The 25,013-nt window shown below is 71.9% G+C and carries 22 protein-coding genes; 6 read left to right on the top strand and 16 right to left on the bottom strand.

The features are described from left to right. Nucleotides 1-168 precede the first annotated feature (168 nt). The 3 genes from ACTVAJ_RS10730 to ACTVAJ_RS10720 form a co-directional block, all read right to left on the bottom strand. Complete coding sequence (locus tag ACTVAJ_RS10730; RefSeq protein WP_470388046.1) at nucleotides 169-1,251, bottom strand: tetratricopeptide repeat protein; 1,083 nt, start codon at nucleotides 1,249-1,251, stop codon at nucleotides 169-171. 198 nt (nucleotides 1,252-1,449) lie between these two features. After that, on the bottom strand, nucleotides 1,450-2,712 hold the full coding sequence (locus ACTVAJ_RS10725; RefSeq protein WP_470387956.1) for an HRDC domain-containing protein: 1,263 nt from the start codon (nucleotides 2,710-2,712) through the stop codon (nucleotides 1,450-1,452). Nucleotides 2,713-2,790: 78 nt separating this feature from the next. Next, nucleotides 2,791-3,366 (bottom strand): DUF3000 domain-containing protein, encoded by a 576-nt coding sequence (locus ACTVAJ_RS10720; protein WP_470387955.1) that lies wholly within the window; start codon nucleotides 3,364-3,366, stop codon nucleotides 2,791-2,793. 274 nt (nucleotides 3,367-3,640) lie between these two features. Between ACTVAJ_RS10720 and hemE the strand changes: the two genes are divergently transcribed. Continuing rightward, nucleotides 3,641-4,672 carry a uroporphyrinogen decarboxylase gene (gene hemE / locus ACTVAJ_RS10715; protein WP_470387954.1) on the top strand — a complete coding sequence of 344 codons (1,032 nt, stop codon included), beginning with the start codon at nucleotides 3,641-3,643 and terminating at the stop codon, nucleotides 4,670-4,672. Between the two features lie 36 nt (nucleotides 4,673-4,708). Here the strand turns inward: hemE and ACTVAJ_RS10710 are convergent, their stop codons facing one another. After that, complete coding sequence (locus ACTVAJ_RS10710; protein ID WP_470387953.1) at nucleotides 4,709-5,821, bottom strand: DUF4349 domain-containing protein; 1,113 nt, start codon at nucleotides 5,819-5,821, stop codon at nucleotides 4,709-4,711. Nucleotides 5,822-5,998: 177 nt separating this feature from the next. On the opposite strand from ACTVAJ_RS10710, the gene hemG reads away from it, so the two are divergent. Both hemG and hemQ read left to right on the top strand, forming a co-directional pair. Next, nucleotides 5,999-7,468: a protoporphyrinogen oxidase gene (gene hemG, locus ACTVAJ_RS10705; RefSeq protein WP_470387952.1), complete on the top strand. Its 1,470-nt coding sequence runs from the start codon at nucleotides 5,999-6,001 to the stop codon at nucleotides 7,466-7,468. After that, nucleotides 7,465-8,175 (top strand): hydrogen peroxide-dependent heme synthase, encoded by a 711-nt coding sequence (gene hemQ, locus ACTVAJ_RS10700; RefSeq protein ID WP_470387951.1) that lies wholly within the window; start codon nucleotides 7,465-7,467, stop codon nucleotides 8,173-8,175. The genes hemG and hemQ overlap by 4 nt, the downstream gene beginning before the upstream one ends. A 202-nt stretch (nucleotides 8,176-8,377) precedes the next feature. Here hemQ and ACTVAJ_RS10695 read toward each other — a convergent pair whose 3' ends face one another. From ACTVAJ_RS10695 to msrB, 3 genes are all read right to left on the bottom strand, one after another. Then, on the bottom strand, nucleotides 8,378-9,193 hold the full coding sequence (locus ACTVAJ_RS10695; protein ID WP_470387950.1) for a CDP-alcohol phosphatidyltransferase family protein: 816 nt from the start codon (nucleotides 9,191-9,193) through the stop codon (nucleotides 8,378-8,380). Further along, nucleotides 9,180-9,848, bottom strand: coding sequence for a phosphatidylserine decarboxylase (locus ACTVAJ_RS10690; protein ID WP_470387949.1), 669 nt, complete (start codon nucleotides 9,846-9,848; stop codon nucleotides 9,180-9,182). The genes ACTVAJ_RS10695 and ACTVAJ_RS10690 overlap by 14 nt, the downstream gene beginning before the upstream one ends. Nucleotides 9,849-10,104: 256 nt before the next feature. After that, on the bottom strand, nucleotides 10,105-10,551 hold the full coding sequence (gene msrB / locus ACTVAJ_RS10685) for a peptide-methionine (R)-S-oxide reductase MsrB (RefSeq protein WP_470387948.1): 447 nt from the start codon (nucleotides 10,549-10,551) through the stop codon (nucleotides 10,105-10,107). A 251-nt stretch (nucleotides 10,552-10,802) separates the two neighbouring features. On the opposite strand from msrB, the gene ACTVAJ_RS10680 reads away from it, so the two are divergent. After that, nucleotides 10,803-11,183 (top strand): hypothetical protein, encoded by a 381-nt coding sequence (locus ACTVAJ_RS10680; protein ID WP_470387947.1) that lies wholly within the window; start codon nucleotides 10,803-10,805, stop codon nucleotides 11,181-11,183. 73 nt (nucleotides 11,184-11,256) lie between these two features. Here ACTVAJ_RS10680 and ACTVAJ_RS10675 read toward each other — a convergent pair whose 3' ends face one another. The 9 genes from ACTVAJ_RS10675 to ACTVAJ_RS10635 all read right to left on the bottom strand — a co-directional run bounded on the left by ACTVAJ_RS10675 (nucleotide 11,257) and on the right by ACTVAJ_RS10635 (nucleotide 21,760). Beyond that, on the bottom strand, nucleotides 11,257-12,036 hold the full coding sequence (locus tag ACTVAJ_RS10675) for a GntR family transcriptional regulator (RefSeq protein ID WP_470387946.1): 780 nt from the start codon (nucleotides 12,034-12,036) through the stop codon (nucleotides 11,257-11,259). Nucleotides 12,037-12,212: 176 nt separating this feature from the next. Next, nucleotides 12,213-13,004 carry a pyrimidine reductase family protein gene (locus tag ACTVAJ_RS10670; RefSeq protein ID WP_470387945.1) on the bottom strand — a complete coding sequence of 264 codons (792 nt, stop codon included), beginning with the start codon at nucleotides 13,002-13,004 and terminating at the stop codon, nucleotides 12,213-12,215. Between the two features lie 47 nt (nucleotides 13,005-13,051). Then, nucleotides 13,052-15,205 (bottom strand): glycogen debranching protein GlgX, encoded by a 2,154-nt coding sequence (gene glgX, locus ACTVAJ_RS10665; protein WP_470387944.1) that lies wholly within the window; start codon nucleotides 15,203-15,205, stop codon nucleotides 13,052-13,054. A 302-nt stretch (nucleotides 15,206-15,507) separates the two neighbouring features. Then, on the bottom strand, nucleotides 15,508-17,139 hold the full coding sequence (locus ACTVAJ_RS10660) for an acyl-CoA dehydrogenase family protein (protein ID WP_470387943.1): 1,632 nt from the start codon (nucleotides 17,137-17,139) through the stop codon (nucleotides 15,508-15,510). 215 nt (nucleotides 17,140-17,354) lie between these two features. Continuing rightward, entirely contained in the window at nucleotides 17,355-17,996 is a 642-nt protein-coding gene (locus ACTVAJ_RS10655; protein ID WP_470387942.1) for a pyridoxine/pyridoxamine 5'-phosphate oxidase, read from the bottom strand. A 184-nt stretch (nucleotides 17,997-18,180) separates the two neighbouring features. Further along, on the bottom strand, nucleotides 18,181-18,954 hold the full coding sequence (locus ACTVAJ_RS10650; protein ID WP_470387941.1) for a sirohydrochlorin chelatase: 774 nt from the start codon (nucleotides 18,952-18,954) through the stop codon (nucleotides 18,181-18,183). Between the two features lie 141 nt (nucleotides 18,955-19,095). Continuing rightward, on the bottom strand, nucleotides 19,096-19,797 hold the full coding sequence (locus ACTVAJ_RS10645; protein ID WP_470387940.1) for a phosphoadenylyl-sulfate reductase: 702 nt from the start codon (nucleotides 19,795-19,797) through the stop codon (nucleotides 19,096-19,098). Beyond that, the gene (locus ACTVAJ_RS10640) at nucleotides 19,794-20,000 is read right to left on the bottom strand and encodes a hypothetical protein (protein WP_268643108.1); all 207 of its coding nucleotides are present in this window, start codon (nucleotides 19,998-20,000) and stop codon (nucleotides 19,794-19,796) included. The genes ACTVAJ_RS10645 and ACTVAJ_RS10640 overlap by 4 nt, the downstream gene beginning before the upstream one ends. A 62-nt stretch (nucleotides 20,001-20,062) precedes the next feature. After that, nucleotides 20,063-21,760, bottom strand: coding sequence for a nitrite/sulfite reductase (locus tag ACTVAJ_RS10635; RefSeq protein ID WP_470387939.1), 1,698 nt, complete (start codon nucleotides 21,758-21,760; stop codon nucleotides 20,063-20,065). Nucleotides 21,761-22,162: 402 nt separating this feature from the next. Between ACTVAJ_RS10635 and ACTVAJ_RS10630 the strand changes: the two genes are divergently transcribed. Both ACTVAJ_RS10630 and ACTVAJ_RS10625 read left to right on the top strand, forming a co-directional pair. Next, complete coding sequence (locus ACTVAJ_RS10630; RefSeq protein WP_470387938.1) at nucleotides 22,163-23,173, top strand: YihY/virulence factor BrkB family protein; 1,011 nt, start codon at nucleotides 22,163-22,165, stop codon at nucleotides 23,171-23,173. A 361-nt stretch (nucleotides 23,174-23,534) separates the two neighbouring features. Then, nucleotides 23,535-24,998 (top strand): hypothetical protein, encoded by a 1,464-nt coding sequence (locus tag ACTVAJ_RS10625; RefSeq protein ID WP_470387937.1) that lies wholly within the window; start codon nucleotides 23,535-23,537, stop codon nucleotides 24,996-24,998. The last annotated feature ends 15 nt before the right edge of the window (nucleotides 24,999-25,013 follow it).

Genomic DNA, 25,013 nt, shown 5'->3' with positions numbered 1-25,013 from the left:
CTCATGCTACTCGCCAGTAACAAATAACGCGAGTGCCGCGAGCGGGCACTGCTCCGGAGGCGTCGTCCGGGGGCGGCCGTGGGTGGCCGACGGGTCGCGCACGCGTCGCCGGGCACAAGGAAGGGCGCGCGGACCGGTGGGTCCACGCGCCCGGAAGCGGTGTCGGGATCAGAGGAGGGCGGCGGCCTCACGGGGACGCCCCGCGGCGTTGTAGGCGCCCGCCAGATCGCGGCGCAGCCGCAGCGTCAGCCGTCGCACCTCCGGATCGCCCGACGAGTTCAGCGCCACCCGGTAGGCGTCGCGCAGCACCTCGACCGCCTCGTCGGACCGACCCGCCTGCGTGAACGCGCGTCCCAGCCGGTGGTGCACGCCGAGCGTGTCCAGGTGGCCCTTGCCCAGGCGGCGGCGGCGCGCCATGAGCACCGTGCGCAGCTGTCCGATCGAGGCCTCGCAGCGGCCCGACTGGCTCAGCGCCATGCTCAGCCCGAGGCGGAGCTCCTCGCGCCGCTCGGTGGAGGCGACGTCCTCGATCGCCCGCTCGTAGTGGGCGATCGCCGCGTCCAGCCGACCGTCGCGCCGGTAGCACGCGGCCAGGTGGCTGCGCGCCTCCACGGTGTCCTCGTCGGCCGGGCCGAACTGCTCCTCGCGCTCGCGCAGCAGGATCTCCCACTGGGTGGCGGCCTCCGCGGGCTGCCCCGCGTCCTCCAGCGCCCACGCCAGGTTCTCGCGGATGATCTCGGTGCGCGGGTGCTCGTCCCCGTGCACCGCCACGGCCTCGACCAGCGCCAGCTCGAACTGCTGCACGGCGGCCAGCCGGCGCCCCATCTGCGCGTACTTGGTCGCGAGGTTGTTGCGTGCGGTGATCGTGTCCGGGTGCTCGGTGCCGTGCCGCTCCACGAGCGACTGGAGGGTCCGCTCCAGCGACGCGGCGCGCGACCCCCCGTTGCGGGCGGGGGACGCCCCCCGGGCGACCGGCCTGCGCGGCAGGGGGCCGACGGTCGCCTCGGCGGTCGCCACCCCAACCGATCCGCTCTCCGGGGCGGCCGGGGCCTCGGGCGGGGCCGACACCTCCGGAGCGGTCGGTGCCTCGGCGGAGGCGGCTCCGGCCGGGCTCACCGCCCGGACCCGCACGTACTCCTCCACGGCCGCACCGTGCGGAGCCACGGGAGTGGGCGCGGTGGTATCCACCGGGCGCGCCCTGTCCGCGCGGGACAGACCGGTTTCGCGCAGAAGTGCACGCCAGAACGCCAGCAGACTCACCACATCTCCCTGATCGCCGCGCGCGACGGCCGTCGCCGCGGGTCTTCGCCTTGTTGATCATGCCCGGGGGAACCAGAGCACATTTCCATAACATAATCGGACAGTGGGCGCTGCAACAGGCATGAACCACCCCTGGATCAGGGTGAGTTCAGTCACTTTGGGGTTGGGTGGGTGAAGGCGGGGTAAAAGTTACGCCTTCTCGGCGCCCGAAAGGGCGGTCGCCAGTGGCTCCGCGGTCAGTCCCACCTGCCAGTTCCGTGCTCCGCGCTCGCGCAGGAACACGGCCACCGAGTCCGGGTCCACCGCTCGGGGCGGCGCCCACGCCAACCGCCGGACCGTGTCCGGCAGCAGCAGGTTCTCCGTCGGCATGACCACGTCCTCGGCGATCCCCGTGACCGTCGCCCGGGCCGCCTCCAGCCGCCGCGCGGCCTCCGGGGCCCGGTCCGCCCACCGGTTCACCGGCGGTGGGCCGTCACCGGGTGCGTTGGGACGGGGGAGCTCGGTCTGGGGCATGTCCCGCGCCCGGTTGACCGCCCGGATCCAGGTGTTGAGGTAACGGCGCGCCAGTTTGATCCCGAACTGCCGGATTCCGGTCAGCTCGCCGGGGGTCCGCGGCATCGCCGCCGCGGCCTCCACGATCGCGGCGTCCGGAAGGACGCGTCCGGGGGAGACGTCCCGCTCCTGGGCGATGCGGTCACGCTCGTACCACAGCTCGCGCACGGCGGCCAGGGACCGCTGGTTGCGCACCCGGTGGATCCCCGACGTACGGCGCCACGGGTCCGGTCGGGGCTCCTTGGGCGGGGTGGCCAGTACGGACGCGAACTCCTCGCGCGCCCACTCCAGCTTCCCGGTCTCGGTCAGCTCCTCCTCCAGCATGTCACGCAGCTCGATGAGGATCTCCACGTCCAGCGCCGCGTAGCGCAGCCAGTCCTCGGGCAGGGGGCGCTGGGACCAGTCCACGGCCGAGTGCTCCTTGGCCAGGCGCACGTTGAGCAGGCGCTCCACCATGAACCCCAGCCCGACGCGCTGGTAACCGAGCAGCCGGCCGGCGAGTTCGGTGTCGAACAGGCTCCGGGGGCGCAGGTTGATCTCCGACAGGCACGGCAGGTCCTGGTGGGCCGCGTGGAGCACCACCTCGGCCCCGTCCAGCGCGGCGTCCAGGGCACTGAGGTCCGGGCAGGCGATCGGGTCGATCAGCGCCGAACCGGAGCCCTCACGGCGCAGCTGAACCAGGTAGGCGCGCTGGCCGTACCGGTACCCGGAGGCCCGTTCGGCGTCCACCGCCACCGGTCCGGTGCCGGAGGACACGGCCGCGACCACGTCGGCGAGCGCGTCGGCGTCGGAGGTGACGTCGGGCAGGCCCTCCCGCGGCTCCCGCAGCAGAGGCGCCCTCTCAGCGTCGTCGCTTCCTGGTTCGTGGGGTTCTGTCTTGGAGTTCAACGCGTTCGCCACACCACTACGGTATGCGCTGTGGCCACCGGACGCGGAACACGGGCCCGCGCCACCGCCCGAGGGCGGTGCCGGTCGGGGTCAGGAACGGGAGCGCTGCCGGGTGATGTCGGTGACGTCCAGCGGAGGGAGCCCGGAGGCCGACGCGAGCAGCGCCAACCACGCGGCGACGTGTCCCGACAGCCGGTCCGACTCCGGCGTCCACGAGGCGCGCATCTCCACCTCCGTGGTGGCACCCTCACCGGCCTTGGTGCCGAACCCCTCCGTCGTGGCGCGCGTGACCGTGCCGCTCAGCGTGTGGTGGGCCGCGTCGTGCGCGGCCAGGGCGTCGGTGAGCCAACTCCAGGCGACCGGACCGAGCAGCGGGTCGGTGGCGATCTCCGACTCCAGTTCGGAGTTGACCTGGCACACCACCCGGAACGGTCCCGGCCAGGACCGGGTGCCCTCGGGGTCGTACAGGACGATGAGCCGCCCCCAGGCGACCTCCTCGCCCTGCACGGTGACATCGGCCGACACGGCGGCCGCGTGGGGGGCCAACCTCTGGGGTGCGGGGATCTCCCGTACGGCGATCTCCGGGCGCACGGAGGGGCCGTGCAGCGCCTGGACCGCTCGCCGGAACGTCTCGTGCGCGTTCTCGGCGCTACCGACATCAGGCATGGTGGAAACGTCAGCCTTCATCTTGTGGTGATCACGTCCCGGGTTCGTTCGGGCATACCCAGCCGACCGGCACCCGGACGCGGGTCGGTTGATGGGAACGGAACCGACCGTGGCACGAGTCACCTTCGTCGGTACGGAGTTCGCACGGCGTGTCGGTGTTTTGTGATGATCTTGGGACCAGCGCGCCGCCGAAACCGCCGGAATCCGTGACACCGGGTCCCCGCTCCCGCCGATCCGCGCGAGAGCACCGGGGCGGGCATGGCACGATCGAGGTGTGACGCTTCAAGACTCTCCCTTTCTCCGCGCCTGCCGACGGCTCCCGGTGCCCCACACCCCGGTGTGGTTCATGCGCCAGGCGGGGCGCTCCCTGCCCGAGTACCGCCGGGTGCGCGCCGACGTTCCCATGCTCGAGGCCTGCTCGCGCCCCGACATGATCACCGAGATCACGATGCAGCCCGTCCGGCGCCACGACGTCGACGCCGCGATCTTCTTCAGCGACATCGTCGTTCCGCTCCGGGCCGTCGGTATCGACCTCGACATCAAGCCGGGGGTCGGCCCCGTCGTCGCCGAGCCGATCCGTGACGCGACCGGACTCAAACGGCTTCGCGAGATCGAGCCCGACGACCTGCCCTACATCACCGAGGCGGTCGGCCAGCTGGTCGGTGAACTGGGCGACAAGCCGCTCATCGGGTTCGCCGGCGCCCCGTTCACACTGGCCTCGTACCTCATCGAGGGCGGGCCCTCCAAGAACCACGAGCACACCAAGGCGCTCATGTACGGCGAGCCCGAGCTGTGGGACGAGCTGATGCGCCGCCTGGCCGCGATCACGCTGGGCTTCCTGCGTACCCAGGTCGAGGCGGGTGCCAGCGCCGTGCAGCTCTTCGACTCCTGGGTCGGCGCGCTCAGCGCCGAGGACTACCGCGCCTCGGTGCTGCCCTACACCTCGTGGATCTTCGGGCAGCTCGCCGAGTACGAGGTGCCGCGCATCCACTTCGGCGTCGGCACCGGTGAGCTGCTCGGCCTGCTCGGCGAGGCCGGGGCCGACGTCGTGGGCGTGGACTGGCGCGTGCCGCTCGACGAGGCCGCCCGGCGCGTGGGTCCCGGCAAGGCCCTCCAGGGCAACCTGGACCCGGCGACGCTGTTCGCCCCCTGGGAGGTCGTCGCCGAGCGGACGCGCGACATCCTGGCCCGGGGCCGTGCGGCCGAGGGCCACATCTTCAACCTGGGCCACGGAGTGCTGCCGAGCACGGACCCGGACATGCTCACCCGCCTGACCGCGTTCGTCCACGAGCAGACCGCGGGCTGACCCCGGGGCGGGACCCGGAGGCGACACGCCGTGCCGTCATCCGTCCCGCCCGGGGCCGCCCTCGTCTCCGCTTCCGTCTCCGGCCCGGTCCGCGCTTCCGTTCCCGGGGCCGTCTCCGGTCCCGTCCGCGGTGCTCCCGGAGCCGTTGGTGTCATCGCCCCCGTCCACGGGGCCGGCTTCGGCGGTCACGGCGACGGAGACCCGTTCGGGTCGCCCGGTGCCCCGCGTCGCGCCGCGCCCGTCGCGGACGCGCTTCCTGCGGTACCACCACAGCGGGCCCACGACCACGGCGGCGACCGCCAGGAACGGCAGTGCCCAGCCCGCGATCACGGCGCACCACAGGGCGACGGCCGCCAGGGCGCTCCACCCCTGCCGCAGGGCCTCCACGAACCCGACGGCGTCGCCGGAGGGGGCGTCGACGTAGGTGTCCGGGGTGTCCAGGCTCAGGTGCACGGTCGAGTAGGTCGTCTGGTTGGTCAGTGCCTCCAGCCGCGCCTGGTAGGACTCCAGTTCCGACTGGCGGCTCTGGATCTCCTGCTCGATCCGCAGCAGGTCGTCGACGTCCTCGGCCTCCGCCAGGTAGCCGCGCAGGGTCTCCAGCGACGTCTCCGCGGTCTCGATGCGGCTCTCGGTGTCCGCCACCTGGTCGGTGACGTCCTCGACGGAGCGCTCCAGGTCGGAACGGTCGCCGAGCTCGGCCAGCTCGGTCAGCGCGTCCTCGTAGCCGTCGTTGGGGATACGCAGGGTCAGTTCGGCGCTGGGCACCCGGCCGGCCGGGGTCGTGAGCTGTTCGGAGGCCACGTAGCCGCCCGCCCCGACGGTCAGATCCTTGGCGCTTGCGGAGGCCTCGGCCACGTCCGCCACACGCACGCTCACGTAGGCGGTGTGGATGAGGTCGCGGTCGGCCGCCTCGACGTCGGATCCGAGGGCCGCGCCGCCGTCCTCGCCCTGGGGGGCCTCCCCGGGCGGGGCGCCCTCGATCATCTCTGCGGAATCGGCGCGGTCGACGGCCGCGGCGCCCGCGCCGCCGTCCTCGCTCAGGGACTCGTTCGTCGTCGCCCCGCAGGCGGTCAGCGCGAGGGCCGCCAGACCGAGGGACACTGCGGCCCCGGCGACACGCCACTGCTGGGGGAAAGCGGTAGTAGCCATGTGTCTTTGACGGAGACCGCCCCGCGAACGTTGCGGTTCCCCGGTAACGACCGGACAACGAGGCGGTCGCGGGCGGGAGCGCGCAGGTGGGGCACGGGGCGGACGGGGCGCGCGGGCACGGGCGTGTTTCGGGTACGGCGGGTCCGTGTGACCCAGGGCATCTGGAAAGCTGGTGGCATGGCACAAGCACCGCACGTGGTCGTGGTCGGGGGAGGGGTCTCCGGACTCACCGCCGCGCACCGCCTCACCGGACTCGGAGCCGCCGTCACCGTCGTGGAGGCGGCGGACACGCCCGGCGGCAAACTGCACGCCTCACCCGTGGCCGGTGTCCCGGTCGACGCGGGGGCCGAGTCGGTACTCGCCCGCCGTCCCGAGGCACTCGACCTCATCCGCGAACTCGGCCTGACCGACCGGATCGTGCACCCGGGCCCCGGATCCGCGGGCGTCTACACGCGGGGGCGGGTCAGACCGCTGCCCAAGGGGCAGCTCATGGGGGTGCCCGGCAGCCTGCGGGAGCTCGCGCGCAGCGGCGTGCTGAGCTGGTCGGGGACCCTGCGCGCCGGGCTGGACCTGGTCTGGCCGCGCACCCCCGTGCGCGGGGACGTGCCGGTGGCCACCTACGTCGGCATGCGCATGGGCCGCCAGGTCGTCGACCGCCTGGTCGAACCCCTGCTGGGCGGCGTGTACGCGGGCCGGGCCGACCGACTCTCACTCGACGCCGCGCTGCCCCAGATCGCCCCCATGGCCCGCGACGACCGCTCCCTCATGCGCGCGGTGCACGCCGACCTGGCGGGCAGGGGTGCGGCACCCGCCGCCACCGGACCGGTCTTCGCCTCGCTGCGCGGCGGGATCGCCGGACTCGTGGGCGCCCTGGCCGACCGGCACGGCGACCGCGTGCGCACCGGTACCCGGGTCGACTCCCTGCGCCGGCTGGCCCGGGGCTGGCGGGTCCACCTGGACACCGGTGACCGGCTGGACTGCGACGCGGTCCTTCTGGCCTGCCCGGCGACCGAGGCGGCCCGCCTGCTCGCCGAGCACGTGCCCGAGGCCGCCCGGGACCTGGGCGGAGTGGAGTACGCCAGCATGGCGCTGGTGACCCTCGCGCTCCCCGCGTCCGCCTTCCCCGCGCCGTTGACGGGCAGCGGGTTCCTCGCTCCGGCCGGCGAGGGGCTCACCATCAAGGCGGCCACCTTCTCCAGCAACAAGTGGCCCTGGATCGCCGAGGCGCTGCGCGCGGCCAACCCCGGCGACGACCTGGTCGTGGTGCGCTGCTCGATCGGCCGCGGCGGCGACGCGGCGGCCCTGGAGCGCTCCGACGAGGAGCTCGCCGAGGTGGCCGTCGCCGACCTCGCCACGGTCACCGGCCTGGCCGGGAGCCCCGTGGAGACCCGGGTCACCCGTTGGCGGGACGGGATCCCCCAGTACGGAGTGGGGCACACCGCGCGGGTCGGCCGGATCCGCTCCGCCGTCGACCGCCATCCCGGTCTGGGGGTGTGCGGTGCCGTCTACGGCGGCGTCGGCATCCCCGCGTGCGTGGCCGACGCGGGCCGCGCGGCCGAGCGGTTGGCGCGCACCCTACCCGAAGACAGCCACACCATCCCCGGCGGCGACGCCGCAGGAACGACAGAACAAGGAGTCACCCCGTGACGGGCCAGCAGAACACCGCCGTCGACAAGGACGGCACCGACCTGAACGCGCTCATCCGCTACACCATGTGGTCGGTCTTCAGGGTCGAGGGCCTCGACGGCGTCGACCGGGCCGCGGCGGCCGACGAGCTCCAGACCCTCTTCGACAAGGCCGCCGAGCGCGGCATCCTCACCCGGGGCAGCTACGACGTGCAGGGCCTGCGCGCGGACGCCGACATCATGTTCTGGTGGGTGGCCGACACCTCCGAGCAGGTCCAGGAGATGTACACCGCCTTCCGCCGGACCCGCCTGGGCCGCGCCAGCACCCCGGTGTGGTCGGTCGTGGGCCTGCACCGTCCCGCGGAGTTCAACCGCGGCCACGTGCCCGCCTTCCTCGCCGGTGAGGAGCCGCGCGACCACATGTGCGTGTACCCGTTCGTGCGCTCCTACGAGTGGTACCTGCTGCCCGACGACGAGCGCCGCGCGATGCTCGCCGAGCACGGTCGTATGGCCGCCCCGTACCCGGACGTGCGCGCCAACACCGTGTCCTCCTTCGGTCTCAACGACTACGAGTGGCTGCTGGCCTTCGAGGCCGACGACCTGCACCGGATCGTCGACCTGATGCGCCACCTGCGCGGCGCCAAGGCCCGCCTGCACACCCGTGAGGAGATCCCCTTCTACACCGGCCGCCGCAGGAGCGTGGCCGAACTCGTCGACGCCCTGCCGTAACGGTGTTCCTCGCGGTCCCGCGCTTGGCTCCGGACCGTGTTCGGGTGCCCGGGCGGTCAGGCGCCCCCGTCCTCGGCTGCGCCTGACGCCCGTTCTCCGCCAGCGGCCCGCCTCGTCCAGCGGCCACCTGGCGGCACCCGAACGATGATCGGGCCCCGGGCTGGACCAGCCCGGGGCCCGACGCGCTCGGTCGCCCTCCCCCTCAGCGGTCGGCGGGGCCGCGACCGGCCGAGGGCCTGCGGGTGGCCAGGACGTAGAAGGGGATCGTGACGATGAAGCCGAGGACCACGGCGCTCATGAGGTAGATCAGGGCGTCTCCCGCGGGCAGGCCCAGCCCCCAGACGGCCATGAGCGCCACACCGACGGCCAGGGACCCGAGCACGGCGTAGATCCTGCGCCCGCGCGGCTTGGGGTACTCCATGCGGCTCACCATCAGCCAGGAGATGACCAGCACGGCGGTGACGCCCGCGTACAGCGGCGGGTCCATCAGGACCACGGTCACCACGGCCATCGCCCCGAACGGGCAGGGGAGCCCGGTGAAGTAGCTGGCCCCCGGTGCCTGGCAGGAGAAGCGGGCCAGGCGCACGATGACCGCCAGCAGGACGGCGCCCCCGCCGATGACGGGCAGTGCCGTCGGGCCTCCGGAGAACATGCCCCACACCACGAAGAAGAACGCCGGGGCGAACCCGAAACTGATCACGTCGGCGAGGTTGTCCAGCTCGGCCCCCATGCCGCTGCCGCCGAGCTTGCGCGCGACACGGCCGTCCAGGACGTCCAGCGCGGCCGCCACCAGCATCAGCCCGACGACCGTGGCCATGGCGGCACGGGGGAGGGGCCCCGCGGCGCCGGAGGCGGCGTGCGCGGACTGGGCCGTGGCCAGCGCCCACACCGCCAGGAAGCCGCACAGGGCGTTGCCCAGCGTCAGGTAGTCCGCGACTCCCAGGCGCAACCGGGGGGCGCCGGTGTCCGGGGGAGCCGTGCGCTCCGGCCCCAGGACCGACCGCTCAGTCGGCGTCAAGACGGGTTTCTCCGGCACGGACCTTCTGGCCGACCTCCACCGCCGGGGCGACCCCGGCCGGAAGGTAGACGTCGACGCGCGACCCGAACCGGATGAGACCGATCCTCTCGCCTTGCTCGACCTTCTGCCCCGCAGCGAGATACGGGACGATACGCCTGACCATCGCGCCGGCGATTTGAACGACCGTGATCTCACCGATCTCGGTTTCAAGGGTCCAGATGACGCGCTCATTACGCTCGCTGTCCTTGTCGAATGCGGGGCGGAAGCCCCCGGGGCGGTGCTCGACCCGGGTGATCACTCCGGCGAGGGGTGCACGGTTGACGTGCACGTTCAGGGGGTTCATGAACACCGCGACCCGGGTCCGGCCGTCGGGCTGCAGGTCCAGGCTCTGGACGACGCCGTCGGCCGCGGAGATCACCCGTCCGGTGGCCGGACCCCGCTCGGGGTCGCGAAAGAACCACGTCATGCCCGCGGCGAGGGCGATGACCGGGACTGCGGCCGCCGCGCGCGTGCGGGATCCCCGGGCGGCCAGAGCCGCGGCTCCCGCCGCACCCAGGGCGGGCAGCAGCCAGGGCGCCGACCCCTGGGCCATACCGAGGCGCGGTCGGGCCGGAGGCCGGGGGGAGGACGCTGTGGAAGGTGATTCGTCGGTCATCGGGCGCTTTCGTCGCGGCTTGGGTCGGTTCGCCCTTTTCTCGGGCGCCATTGTGGGGCTGCCCGTGGGCTCGGGGCGGGTACGCGGAGACCGGGTGGGTCTGTGTCGCGCCGCGCGCCGCGGGTCGGCGGAGCCGAACGTTGGCGCGCTGGACGCGATTATCCCCGATACGCCGGGGACGGATCGCGGGCACCGAACCTCGGGTGGTCGTGGATGGTCCCCGCGCGCGTGTCCGGAACCAGGATGGTACGCCAACCTACTCCGTCGGGTCGGTCGGCTCCAGGGCCAGGGCGACCGAGTTGATGCAGTAGCGCTCGTCGGTGGGCGTGGCGTACCCCTCACCGCGGAACACGTGGCCCAGGTGGGACTCGCAGGCGGCGCACCGGACCTCGGTCCTGACCATGCCGAGAGAGGAGTCCTCGTGCAGGGTGACCGCCGATGAGTGGGCGGGGTCGTAGAAGCTGGGCCAGCCGCAGTGCGAGTCGAACTTCTCGGTGGAGCGGAACAGCTCGGTTCTGCACCCCCGACACTGGTAGACCCCCTCCATCCTGGTGTCGACGTAGGCGCCGCTCCAGGGGCGTTCGGTGCCCGCCTGCCTGAGTACGGCGTACTCCTGCGCGTTGAGTCGTTCGCGCCACTCCGCGTCGGTCCGGGGAATCCTCGCGGCTCCGTCTCCGGTGCCCTGTTCCGCTGCGTCAGCCATGGTGACGACGCTACCGGTATTTCGCCCGGGGTGCCGCCTCGACCACGTTCCGGATGGAACACGCATCAACATTTTTAGGGGTGTAAATCATGCTGTAGCGTCACAAAGCCCTAACCTCCTCGCTTGTTACGTTCGGTTGCCTAACCCCCGGGTAGTCCTTGAACAGGGTCCAGTGGTCGATGTGCGCCGAGGCAGGTGACATGGCAGTTACGGCACAACAAGCACTCGGAGTGAGCAGGCGACCACTGCGCGTGGGGAGAATCAGATACGGGCTGTGGTGGCTCGACCAGGCCACCGCAGGAGCCCGGGTCTGGCCCAGGACGGTGGCCGTGGAAACGGTCACCGTCGGCCGGGAACTGCGCTGGGCGACGGAGCTCAGCGCACGCGCCGCGGTGGCGCGGATCGACGCCGCCAGACCGGAGCCGTGGAACGACCGGAAGCTGCTCGCCCTCGTCGCCGTCGTCGCGGTGTGCGCTCTGGGCGTGGCGATGGTCCTCGGCCTCGGGGTCGCCAGGTGGGCGATGACGGCGTCCGACAGCCTGCCCTTCGCCGCAGCAGGGGCGATCGCGGTGGGTCTGGCCTTCCTGGTCCTGGCGTATCTGGTGTTCGCCTCCAGGCGGGGTGGTCGCTGAGTACCGAAGGAGGACGGGAGGGGTCACGTCAGGACCCCTCCCGTCACGTCGGTTCGGCGCGGTGTCCGCGGGCTCAGGCGTCGAAGTCGTACTGGAGGACGTAGGCCGAACCGTCCATGGTGATCTCGTTGAACTCGACCGGGCGGTGTTCGCGGGTCAGCGCGGTACGGGCCACCTCCAGCACGGGTGTACCGGCCGCGATCGCCAGGTGCGACCTCTCCTCGGGGGTGGGCATGCGCACCCGGATCTCCTCGGTGAAATGGGCGGGCGCGTGTCCCAGGTCGGCCAACCGGGCGTAGATCCCGCCGGGCCCGGTGTCGTGTTCGCGGACGCGGCGCGCGGCGGGGGAGTCGCCCCCGGACTCCAGAACGGCCAGCGGAAGGTGGGAGACGGCGCTCTGCACAGGGCGGCCGTCGACCAGGTAGCGGCGGGAACGGCGCAGTACCCGGGCGCCCTCGGGCAGTTCCAGCGCGCGTGCCACGTGTTCGGGGGCCGCGCCCTCGGTCACCTCCAGGGAGTCGACCTCGTAGCCGCGGTCCGCACTGTCGGTCTGCCAGATCGCCCTGCCGCTGCCCCAGAGTTCCTGGGACAGGCGGCGCGCGCCGTGTCTTCGCACGGGCCGGAAGAGCCGGACGTAGATGCCCGAGCCGCGCACGGCCACGGCCAGGCCGTCGTTGATGAGTACGGACAGCGCCTGGCGTGCCGTGGCCCGGGCGATGCCATGGCGTTCCATCAGGGCGTTCTCCCCGGGAAGGCGGTCGCCGTCGGCGTACCGCCCGGCACGGATCTGTCCGCGTAGTTCCTCGGCTATCTCCCGGTAGACCGGAGGGGACCCGTTCTCGGACGTCGGCACTCTGGTTCATCCTCTCGCCCGGGGGGCCAAGCCGGTAAGCCCCGTCAATGCGATGTGTCCAGTGGGGGTGTTTCCAGTGGATGGCACACATCGGGTATGTCCGGTTGCGGGGAGGTTCATGCGTGGTTGTGTGGCGGCCGAAACCGGCCGGTTCCGGCCGACCCCCGGCAGCCTCCCTATTCTCGGACGTAACGCGCGAAGAGGTTTCCGTCCGCCTCCAGAAGATGCGCCATGCGCACGGGTGTGTTCCTCACCGAGGCCCGTGTCGGGGCACCGGGGGTCCCGGGACCCCCGGCGACCACCCGCGGGGAGCCCGCCCCCAACAGGTGGGGGCTGAGGGTCAGGCACAGTTCGTCCAGCAACCCGGCCGCGACGAACTCCGCGAGCAGGTGCGGTCCGCCCTCGGTCAGCACGCGGAACAGACCTCTCTCCCCGAGCGCGTTGACGATGTGTTCGGGCCCCACGGAGACACCGTCGACGACGATCAGGTCGGCGCTCGCGCGGACCCGGTCCCGGCGCCTCCTGGGTGCGGAGGCCGTCGTGAACACGATGGTGCGCGCCTCCCCGGGCGCGGCGGCCAGCAGCCGCTCCGGGATGTCCAGAGTCCGCGAGACCACCGCGATCGGCGGGGTCCGCGGCCGCCCGCGCCGCAACGGCTCCCACGCCTGGCGCGGGCGGACGGGCGCGTACCCCTCGACACGGGCGGTCGCCGCGCCCACCAGGACCACGTCGCACAGGCCGCGCAGCACGCCCATGACCCTCCGGTCAGGGGCGGAGGACAGGTCGCGGCTGCGCCCGGACGGGCCGATCGCGCCTCCGTCGGCGCTGGCGACCATGTTGGCGCGCACCCAGGGTCGGTCCAGGTGGTCGGGGTAGGCGTACACGGAGGCCAGGTCCACGTCCGTGCCGTCGTGGGGCAGGAGTCGGCGGAACGGGCCGGGGTCGGGCGGTGCGGTGTTCGAAGCCATGATGTCCTAGCTTGGCATCCTCCCGCCCCGGACGGGCCCCACCGCGCCTACGGCAGTCGGCCGTGCCGGTGGGAGACCCTCCGCAGCAGCAACAGCGCCCGGTCGATCACCCGGACGGGGTCGGAGGCCGAAGCGGAGGGGCGCCCGGACACGTCCGGCTCGGCCGTGTCCAGGACCGTCTCCCACGCCATTCCGTACTCCGTACCGGGCAGGGCGAAGTCCACCGGGTCCGCGCCGCTGTTGAGCAGCAACAGGAACGAGCTGTCGCGGATCCTGCGTCCGCGCGGGTCGGGTTCGGTGATGGCGTCGCCGTTGAGGAACACACCGAGCGCCTGGCCGGTGGAGTTCCAGTCCGGCCCCGACATCGGCTTGCCGTCCGGCCGCAGCCACACGATGTCGGGGAGGCCGTGTCCGTCGTTGCGTCCGCACTCGACCGGGCTGCCGCGGAAGAATCTGCGCCGTCGGAAGACCGGATGGTCGCGGCGCAGGTGTCCGAGTACCCGGACGTAGTCGAGCAGGTCGTTGTCGGGCTCCTCCCCGCTCAGACCTGCTCCCCTCCAGTCGATCCAGGCGATCTCGTTGTCCTGGCAGTAGGCGTTGTTGTTGCCGTCCTGGGTGCGGCCCACCTCGTCGCCGTGCGAGAGCATCACGACCCCCTGGGACAGGTACAGGGTCGTGAGGAGGTTGCGCACCTGGCGGCGGCGCAGGGTGATGATCGCCGGATCCCGGGTGGACCCCTCCACGCCGTGGTTCCACGAGCGGTTGTCGTCCGTGCCGTCCCGGTTGTCCTCACCGTTGGCCTCGTTGTGCTTGTGGTCGTAGGAGACCAGGTCGGCCAGGGTGAAGCCGTCGTGGCAGGTGATGAAGTTGATGGAGGCCACCGGGCGGCGGCCGTCGTCCTGGTACAGGTCGCTGGATCCGGCCAGGCGGGAGGCGAGTTCGCCCAGCACCGGCTGGCCCCGCCAGTAGTCGCGCACGGTGTCGCGGTACTTGCCGTTCCACTCCGTCCACAGCGGAGGGAAGTTGCCCACCTGGTAGCCTCCGGGACCGACGTCCCAGGGTTCGGCGATCAGTTTGACCTGTGAGATCACCGGGTCCTGCTGGACGATGTCGAAGAAGGTGCTCAGCCGGTCGACGTCGTGGAACTCCCGTGCCAGCGCCGACGCCAGGTCGAACCTGAAGCCGTCCACGTGCATCTCCAGGACCCAGTACCGGAGCGAGTCCATGATGAGCTGGAGCGAGTGCGGGTGGCGCACGTTCAGGCTGTTGCCGCAACCGGTGTAGTCGAGGTAGTAGCGCTGGTCCTCGTCACTGACCCGGTAGTAGCTCAGGTTGTCGATCCCGCGCAGTGACAGGGTGGGCCCCATGTGGTCGCCCTCGGCGGTGTGGTTGTACACCACGTCCAGGAGCACCTCGATCCCGGCCTCGTGCAGCGACTTCACCATCGCCTTGAACTCCTGGACCTGCTGGCCCCGGGAACCGAGCGCGGCGTACCCGCTGTGCGGGGCCAGGTAGGCCAGGGTGTTGTACCCCCAGTAGTTGGTCAGTCCGCGGGCCACCATGGCGTGCTCGGGGACGAAGTGGTGGACGGGCATGAGTTCGACCGCGGTCACCCCCAGCGAGGTGAGGTAGTCGATCATCGCGGGGTGGGCCAGACCGGAGTAGGTGCCCCGCTGGTGTTCGGGGATCCCCGGGTGGCGCATGGTCAGGCCGCGCACGTGCGCCTCGTAGATCACCGTCCGGTGGTACGGGGTGCTGGGCCGGGACTCGTTGCCCCAGTCGAAGAACGGGCTGACCACCACGCACTTGGGCACGTAGGGCGCGCTGTCGGCGTTGTTGCGGCGCGTCGGGGCGGCGAAGTGGTAGCTGAACAGCGACTCGTGCCAGGTGAGTTCCCCGTTCAGGGCCTTGGCGTAGGGGTCCGTGAGCAACTTGTTCGGGTTGCAGCGCAGACCGTGATCGGGCGCGTAGGGACCGTGGACGCGGTATCCGTACCGCTGCCCCGGGCCGACACCGGGAAGGTATCCGTGCCAGACGAATCCGTCGTATTCGGTGAGGGGTACGCGGGTCTCCTCCCCGTCGTCGTCGAACAGGCACAGGTCGACCTGTTCGGCGACTTCGGAGAAGAGGGAGAAATTGGTGCCGGACCCGTCGAAGGTCGCACCGAGCGGATAGGAACTACCGGGCCAGACTTCCACCATTGGCGTCGTCAGTCTCTTGGTGTCGGGGCCTTCGCCGACCGGTGCGGTGGCGGCCGCGGTGATCCTCCCAGTTCGGAGCCCCCCGTGCCGCGTTCCCGCCCCGGTCCGAAAGCGGTTGGTCGGGTTCGCCTTCTTCCTTCCGCTCCGATCGCCGGATTATGCCGACCAGGGGCGATGATCATTCGCGCCCTGTCTCGATTTGTGGCTTTTCATGAGAATTATCAGCGTGTTCCGGTACGGATCTCGATCCCGACACACCCTCGCGGACGTGGTCGGGGAGACGGTCCTTCCCGACCACGCGACTACCCTCGCGGCCGTGCGCGCTCCAGGATCGCCTCGGTGTCCACCCCGCGGGGCAGGGTGCCGAACACGTGCCCCCAGTCACCGCCCAGACGGCTGACGGTGAAGGCCGCGGAGACAGGGGCGGGAGCGTACCGCAGCAGCAGCGAGGCCTGGAGGGTGAGGGCCATCAGCTCGACCACCGACCGCGCCCGGTACTGGGCCTCGTCCAGGTCGGACAGGGCCTGCTCCAGCCGCTTGAGCGCGGTGTCGAAGTGCTCGTCCACGCCCGCCGCGGCGCGCAGTTCGGCGAACAGTGCCTCGACCGACTCCGGGCTGCGGCCCATCGCCCGCAGCACGTCCAGCGCGGCCACGTTCCCCGACCCCTCCCAGATGGAGTTGAGCGGGGAGTCCCGGAACAGGCGCGGCATCCCCGACTCCTCGACGTAGCCGTTACCGCCCAGGCACTCCAGGGCCTCGGCCGCGTGCGCGGGCTGGCGCTTGGTCACCCAGAACTTGCCCACGGCCACGCCCAGGCGGCGGAAGGCGGTCTCCGCCCCGTCCCCCCGGGCCGAGCGGTCCACGGCCCCGGCCAGGCGGGTCATCAGCGTGGTGGCCGCCTCGGACTCCAGCGCCAGGTCGGCCAGGACGTTGCGCATGAGCGGCTGGTCGACCAGCCGGGCCCCGAACGCGGAGCGGTGTTCGGCGTGGTGCAGGGCGTGTACCACGGCGGCGCGCATCCCGGCCGCCGAACCGATCACGCAGTCCAGCCGGGTGCTGTTGACCATGTCGATGATGGTGCGCACGCCCCGGCCCGGTTCACCGACCAGGTGTGCGACCGCGCCGTCGTACTCCAGCTCGGCCGACGCGTTGGAGCGGTTGCCCAGCTTGTCCTTGAGCCGCTGGACGTACAGCGCGTTGCGGGTGCCGTCGGGCAGTACACGGGGGACGAGGAAGCAGCTCAGCCCCTCGGGAGCCTGGGCGAGGGTGAGGAAGAAGTCGCTCATCGGGGCCGACGTGAACCACTTGTGCCCCGTGAGCAGGTGGTGGCCCTCGGCGGTGGGTACGGCGCGCGTGGTGTTGGCGCGCACGTCGGAGCCGCCCTGTTTCTCCGTCATCGACATGCCCGCGATGAGGCCCCGCTTGCCCAGGGGCGGGCGCAGCCCGAAGTCGTAGGTCCTCGAGGTCAGCAGCGGTTCGTAGCGTTCGGCCAGCTCGGGGGCGTGGCGCAGGGCCGGGACCACCGCGTAGGTCATCGAGATCGGGCAGCCGTGGCCGCTCTCCGGCTGGGACCACAGGAAGAACTTGGCGGCGCGCGCCACGTGCGCGCCCGCCCGGCGGTCCCCCCAGGGGGCCGCGTGCAGTCCGTTCTCGACCGCCTGTTCCATGAGCACGTGGTACGCGGGCTGGTAGTCGACCTCGTCCACGCGGTGGCCGTACCGGTCATGGGTGCGCAGCACGGGCGGGTAGGTGTTGGCCGACTCGCCCCAGGAGCGGACCCGCTCGCTTCCGGCGGCGGTGCCGACCTCGCGTACCTCCGGCTCGGCCCACCCGGCACCCTCGCGTCGCAGTCCCTCCAGGAGCGGGGGGTCCTCCGCGGCGGCGTAGTCGCCGAGCGGGATGGCCTGGTTGAACACCTCGTGTGTGGCGGGCATCGTTGCCTTTCCGTCCGTGGGTCGGCGGTGGGAGTGCGGGAATCGTAACCCGCGCCACCGAGCCCTAACCGAACCGGGTTCGGTCGAGAATCGAGCTGATACCCGGTGCGGCCCACACGACCCACCGCACGGGCCCTGCCCGGTCGACGTACCCGCCGCACCCGCCCGGGCCCGTCCCTCCGCCGGGAGGAGGGCCCACCCGGGTCACCCCGGCCTCACGGCCACAGCAGTTCGCTGTCCCACCCGGCGTCGACGGTGGGCCGCGTGTAGCGCAGACGCGTGTGCCGCCGGTCGGGGTCGGCCTGCCAGAACTCGACCTCGGTCGCCGCCACCCGGTACAGCCCCCAGTCGGAGGGCACCAGGTCCGGGTCGGCCGCCAGGCGCGCGCGGCTCTCGTCGGCCGTGCGATGGATGTCGGCCAGCTCGGCCAGGGGCTCGCTCTGCCGTCCGTGCAGACCGGCCACCCGCGACTCCAGCGGTCTGGCCAGGTAGTCGGCGGCGCACCGCTCGGGACTCGCCAGCTCCGCGAACCCGCGCACCCGAATCTGCCGCCCCTGTTCGCCCCAGTAGAACGACAGTGCCACCGCCGGGTTCTTGGCCAGGTCCCGTCCCTTGCGGGACCCCGTCGTGGTGGCGAACCACCATCCCTCGGGGGTGAAGTCCTTCATGATGACCACCCGGGAGGACGGCTCCCCGTGCTCGTCGACCGTGGCCACCGTCATCGCGTGCGGTTCCCGGACCCCTGCCGCCACCGCCTCGGCGAACCAGGTCCGGAACAGTCGGGCGGGATCCTCCGGTGCGGTCGAGGGGTCGAACTCCGCGAGCGCCCCCGCGAACACGGGCAGTCCCCGCAGCATGTCCCGGATCCCCCAGCGCCTGTCACCGTGCTCCGACACATCGACCCCCGATTGCTCCCGTCGCCTCGGCGACCCGGTCGGGTCGCCGTGCCAACGATTCTTCTTCGCTACGGGGGCCGCGACAAGGGCCAATCGGTGACCTGTGGACGGGGCGGCAGACCCGGCGGCCGCCCCCCGGGCGGTGTCAGAGGCGGGCGTGCCGCGTGGCCACCGCGGCGTCGTAGCGCTCCAGCACCACCTCGGCCAGTTCGGGCGCGTCCCCCAGAACCTCGGACACCACCGACGCGCCGGCCGCCGCCGACCGGTCGCGGATCCGGTCGGAGAAGAACCCCGGCGCCAGCAGGTAGCTGGCCACGGCCACCCGGTCGGCGCCGCGCTCCCGCAGATCCGCCACCGCCTCACCGGGACCGGGTGACTCCGCCGACGCGAACGCCGCGACCACCTCCCGCCACGGCCCGCGCCCGGCCAACCGGGCCGCCACGGACCGCACCGTGGAGTTGGCCCCGGCGTCGCTGGAGCCCGCTGAGGCCAGGACCAGGGCGGTGTCCGGACCGGGACGCGCGCCCGCCTCGGCCAGCCGCCGTTCCACGGCGTCCAGCAGCAGCGGGTGCGGACCAAGGGTGTCGGCGTAGGACACGCGCAGCCAGGGGCTCTCCTCACGCACCCTGGCCAGGACCCGGGGCAGGTCCACCTTGCTGTGGTAGGCCGCCGTCAGCAGGGTCGGCAGCACCACCGCCCCGCCAGCGCCGCCTGCGGCCAGGTCGGCCAGTGCGGCCTCGGCCCCGGGCGCCACGTGGTCGAGGTAGGACACGCGGACGTCCAGACCGGGCCGCAGTGCGCGCACCCTGTCGAACAGGGCCGACACGGCCGCCGCCGACCGGGGGTCGGTGCTGCCGTGCGCCACCGCCAGGAGCGGTACCGCTCCACGTCCCACTCCGCGCTGGGTCTCCGTGCTCATGAACCTGTCGGGGCGCGCAGCCCGTCCTGCGGGCCGAAGAGCAAGCCCCTGCCTCCTTCTCTGGGTCTCGGGTGCGGCGGGACGGGGGTGAGTCGCCCCGCCGCGGTGGACGCACCGCCGTTTCTCCCCGGGGGGATTTCGTTACACGTGGATCCCGCACTCGGTCTTGCCGAGCCCGGCCCACCGGCCGCTCCGCGGGTCCTCGCCAGGAGCCACACGACGGGTGCACGGCTCGCATCCGATCGAGGGGTAGCCGTCGTACTGGAGGGGGTTGACCATCACGCCGTGCTCGGCGATGTAGGAGTCCACGTCGTCCTGGGTCCACCGTGCGATCGGGTTCACCTTGGTCATCCGGCGGCGCCGGTCCCACTGGACGATCGGCGTGTCCCGACGGGTCGCGGAGTCCTCCCGGCGCAGCCCGGTCAGCCACGCCGAGTACGGTGCCAGCGCCCGCTTGAGCGGTTCGACCTTGCGCAGGTGGCAGCAGAGTTCGGGGTTGCGCCCGTGCAGGCGGGGCCCCAGGGCCCCGTCCTGCTCGGCCACCGTGCGGTTCGGCTCCACGTTGACGAGGTTGATGTCGTACACCGACTCGACCGCGTCGCGCGTGCCGAGGGTCTCGGCGAAGTGGTAACCCGTGTCCAGGAAGATCACGTCGATCCCCGGCACGACCCGGGAGGCCAGGTCGACCATCAGCGCGTCAGCCATGGAGGAGGTCATGCACAGGCCGTCGCCGAAGGTCTGCGAGGCCCAGGCGATGATCTCCCCGGCGGAGGCCTCCTCCAGTTCACGCGCGGCCCGCTCGGCGAGTTCCGGACCGCCCGCGGGGGTGGTGGTGGCGTTCATGCGTTACCTTCCGTCGGTCTGGAGGGGGCGCCTCCCGCGGAGAACGACGCGGAGCGCAACCCGACGTACTTCACCCGGAACACCCGGGCACAGGAAAGACAGGCCCAGGGGTATCCCTCGCCCTTGACCGCGGCGCCCTCCTCGGGCACCAGGTCCTCGTCACCGCAGTAGGGGCAGTAGTAGGGCGCGGCCCTCTCGGACATGGCGCACCTCTTCTTCCTTCGTGGTCGGCCCGGCCCCGTCGCCGGGGCCGGGTGTCCGTCTCCTACTTCAGGTCGGCCTCGTCGGCCCGGCCGACCCAGGCGGCGAAGGACTCCCCGTCCTCCTTCTGGGCCTGGAAGCGGCGCAGTACGCGCTCCACGTAGTCGGGCAGCTCGTCGGCCGTGGTCTTCAGCCCGCGGACCTTCTTGCCGAAGGACGCACTGAGCCCCATGCCGCCGCCCAGGTGGATCTGGTAGCCCTCCACCTGCTCGCCGCGTTCGTTCATCACCAGCTGGCCCTTGAGCCCGATGTCGGCGACCTGGATGCGCGCACAGGAGTTCGGGCAGCCGTTGACGTTGATGGTCAGCGGTTCGTCGAAGTCCGGCAGCCGCTTCTCCAGCTCGTCGATCAGGGAGGAGGCGCGGCCCTTGGTCTCGACGATGGCCAGCTTGCAGAACTCGATCCCGGTGCACGCCATGGTCTGGCGGCGGAACGTGCTCGGACGGACCTGGAGCTCCTCCGCCTCCAGGGCCTCGGTGATCGAGTCGACCCTGTCCTCGGCGACGTCGAGGATGACCAGCTTCTGGTCGGCGGTGGTGCGGACCCGGTCCGAACCGTGCGCCTCGGCGATGTCGGCGACGCGCAGCAGCGTGCTGCCCGACACCCGGCCCACCTTCGGCGCGAAGCCCACGTAGAACCTCCCGTCGCGCTGCCGGTGCACGCCCACGTGGTCGCGCTCCAGCCCGGGGTCCAGCTCCGGTGCCGGGCCGTCCGCCAGCGCGTAGCCGAGGTACTCCTCCTCCAGGACCTGGCGGAACTTCTCCGCCCCCCACTCCTTGATGAGGAACTTGATCCTGGCGCGGGTGCGCAGGCGGCGGAAGCCGTAGTCGCGAAAGACCGAGCAGACCCCGGCCCAGACCTCGCTGACCTGGTCGGGGCGGACGAACGTGCCCAGACGCTTGGCGAACATCGGGTTGGTGGACAGGCCACCGCCGACGAACAGGTCGTAGCCCGCCTCACCCGCCTCGTCGCGTACGCCGACGAAGGCCACGTCGTTGATCTCGTGGTTGGTGCAGTACGAGGAGCACCCGGAGATCGACGACTTGAACTTGCGCGGCAGGTTCGAGAACAGCGGGCTGCCGATGTGGTCGTCGTAGACCTGGTGGACCTCCGGGGTGGCGTCCAGGATCTCGTCCTCGGCCACGCCGGCGAGGGGACAGCCCAGAATCACGCGGGGTGTGTCGCCGCAGGCCTCGGTGGTGGACAGCCCCACCGACTCCAGCTTCTCCCAGATGGCGGGGACGTCCTCGACCCGCACCCAGTGCAGCTGGACGTTCTGCCGGTCGGTGATGTCGGCGGTGTCGCGCCCGTAGTCCCGGGAGACCTCCGCGACCGCGCGCAGCTGCGCCACGGACAACTGGCCGCCGTCGATGCGGACGCGCAGCATGAAGTAGCGGTCGTCGAGCTCCTCGGGCTCCAGCACGGCGGTCTTGCCGCCGTCGATGCCGGGGGCGCGCTGGGTGTAGAGCCCGTACCAGCGGAACCGCCCGCGAAGGTCGGCCGGGTCGATCGAGTCGAATCCGGCCTTGGAGTAGATGTTGATGATCCGGTCGCGGACGTTGAGCCCGTCGTCGTTCTTCTTGTTCTCCTCGTTCTTGTTCAGCGGCTCGCGGTAGCCGAGGGCCCACTGGCCCTCGCCACGGCTGCGGCGGGGCTTGGCCGCCGTCGCGGACTTGCCGGGCTGCGCGGAAGAGGGAGGCATCGCGGGTGTCTCCGATGGGGTCGCGGGGTGCTCACGGGCCCGGCGCCCGCACCACTGGCCCGATCGCGCCGCACGTCGTCGTGCTGGGCAAACGGGTGGAAACCACGGGTGTGGGAATCGAAGAGGGCGAGCGCCGGGGCCGCGCGCACACCTGAATAACGGGTGCGTCACAAAGGCGGCGAGATCAACCGACGCTGCAACAGATGGCGCTACGGACCCGCAGGAAGTCCACGTGGCGGCGCACGCAGAGCATGGGGTCCAGAGCAGCGATCATGCATCGAGAATGGCACGCGGTCCGGCCCCTTGTCCAGGCACGCCCGCCGGGTCCCTGCGTGAGTCACGTCACTCCCGCGCGGTGGCGGGAGGGGGCGCCGAGGCCACCCGGCCGCTAACGTTCTCCCCGTGGTGGGATTCTGGGAGAGCCTGTGGCGGGCGATCGACGCGTGGCTGCGCCGACACCCGTTCACGCACGGTGCCCTCCTCCTGTTCCTGCGCACGATCCGATCCTTCTCCCGGTACCGGGTGTTCGGTCTGGCCGCCGAGTCGGCCTTCTTCTCCCTGATCTCCCTGCCCGCGCTCCTGCTGTGCCTCCTGGGTGCCCTGGGGCCGTTGGCGGAGGTGTTCGGACCGGACCTGGTCGAGGAGATCCGGCTGTGGATGCTCGACCTGGCGGCCCGCGCGCTGACCCCGGACACCGTGCGCACGGTTGTGGAACCACTCGTCGACGACTTCCTCGGCGGGGCGCGCGGCGGCCTCCTGTCGGTGACCTTCCTGGTCTCGCTGTGGTCGGGGTCACGGGCGATGAACGTGTTCATCCGCTCCATCACGATCGCCTACGGGCTCGACGAACTCCGGGGATGGCTGCGCCAGCGCGTCCTGGCCTTCGTCGCCTACCTGGGGGGCCTGCTGTTCGCGATCCTGGTCCTACCGGTCCTCGTCGCCGGCCCCGGCCTGGTCCACCAGTTGCTCCCGGCGACGGTGGGGCGGCTCAACCACTTCTACTGGCCGGTGGTCGGCCTGATCGCCACGGCCGGCGTCACGCTCCTCTACGCGCTCAGCGTCCCGGTGCGCACACCCCCCTGGCGTCACCTGCCCGGGGCGCTGCTCGCCACGGTCGTACTGATGGGTGGCTCGGCCGGGCTGCGCGCCTACCTGGACGCCTCCCTGGGGGACGTGAGCATCTACGGGTCCCTCGCCGCGCCGATCGCCATCCTGGCCTGGCTCTACGTCATGGCCGTCGCGGTCCTCGCCGGATCCTCGCTCAACTCCGAGATCGACGCGATGTGGCCGACCGTGCGCACCGCCTCGGCGCGGGCGGAGATCGCCGACCGCGGTTTCGAACGCGCCGACCGCCTGGTCCGGCGTCGGGAGAAGGCGGTCATCGACACCCTCACCGACGCCGACGGCCGCTGACGGGCTGGCCAGATCCGGCCATTTTCGGTGTGAACCAAATGCCTTACACGAGTGTCCTAACCATGGTCGAGGATGCTCTGGAGGCGAGTGTTGAACCCTGGGAAGAGGAGAATGTGCAGGTCATGGCAGAGGTGCGGGGCGCGCCTGCGCGGTCGCGGCCGTCATTGACCGAATTCCCCACCCAGATCCCGATCCGGCACGGTCACCGGCGGTCAGTATCATCTCGTGCAGCCGTGACGACGCGTGTACCGACACGCTCCCCCTGGCGGCCCCAGGTCGCGAGCCACCGTCATAGCTGATCGAGGTCACCCGTCACCCGTCACACGAACAGGTCCACCTTTCCCATGCCTTCGGAGGCACCATGAGCCGGGCGTCCCGACCGGAGCACTCCCGGCCCACCGTCGTCATCGTCATCGCTCCCGACGAACGGAGCGCGGAGATCTCCATCGGGGGGCACCGCCAGGTCGTCACCGGCCAGGTGCCCAGGGAGACCAGACGCGCGGCTCTGGACGTCGCCACCGGCTACGCCGCCAGCATCGGACAGCCGGTGCTCGTCGACGCCCGAGACGCCAACGGCTTCTGGCGGTTGGTCGCCACCCCCGACGGTGTGGTCCAGGCAGCCGACACGGTCGAGCCCGGCCGGCCCCAAGGCGCTGACACGGTCGGTACCGCCCAGCCCCGGGTCCCGCACTCTGCGGAGAAGGAGAGGCGGCGCGGGCGTCCCCTGCTGATCGCCGGGGCCGCCGTGCTCGCGCTGGTCCTGGTCGTCGGTGCGGGCGCCCTGGCCCTGCGCCTTCTGCCGGAGACGCCCGCCGATTCCGGCAACGAGGGCACGGCCGAGCCCGCCGAGCCGCTGCCGTGGCCCGCGCCCCCGGGTTTCGCCGAGACCGTCGTCTTCGACGCTGAGGTGGCTCCCGGGACCTGGCCGAGGGCCAGCCGGGACGGCGAACTCCTCTCCCTCATCACGCCCGACGACCGACTCCACCTGTACGACGCCGAGGGTGAGCGCCTCTGGGCGGCCGACCTCCCGACGGCGGCCGGGGAGTTCCTGGGCATTCCGCGGATCAAGGGGTACGACGGCGCCCCCGCGGTGGTGTTGGAGACCACCGACGCCCTGTGGTTCTGGCCCGTGACGGGCGGTGATCCCGTCAGCGTCGAACTTCCCGGTGACGCGATGGTCTGGTACGTGGGCGGCTCTCCGCTCGTGGTCGTCGGGGAACAGGTCTTCGTTCCGGCGGAGGGTGGGCTCCGTGAGGTCGTGGTGCCCGACGACCACGCGGCCATGCTGGCCGACGGCGGACGCGTCCTCAGCGTGGTCGTGGACGGCCCGTGGGTGTGGTCCGGCCCCGAGGGCGGGAACACCGAGGTCCGCGCCCAGCCTCCGGAGGGCGCGGGTGAGATGGAGGAGGTGCTGACCGCCCTGCGGGAGTACGTCGTCGTCCTCTGGCGGGCCGCCGAGGGCGACGGGACCTTCATGGCCTTCCACGACAACCAGGACGGTGCCGTGGTCGCCACGGTCGAGGTCGACGCCTCCGACCTGGAGGACGCCGGACACCAGGCGATGCCGGTCGGGACGCGTGTCGCCTCCCACGGCCCCACCGTGGTGGACCTCGAAACGGGCGAGGGCACCGTCGTCCCCGGGTTCCAGCCGCAGATCGCCGTGGGCGACCGGGTCTTCGGTGAGCTGGACGGACGCTCGGTGGCGGTCACCGCCGACGGCACGCCCACCGACCTGCCCGAGGGGGCCGCGCAGCCGCGCGGGCTGCTCGGCGACAACGCGCTCGTGGTCCACGAGGACCACCTCTATGCCATTCCCCCTCAGTGAGTACATCCCGAATGA

It is taken from the genome of Nocardiopsis sp. KDC1DS13DA1 (assembly GCF_055632325.1).
The sequence above is the reverse complement of the archived record's forward strand: the minus strand, read 5'-3'. Positions and strand labels throughout refer to the sequence as shown.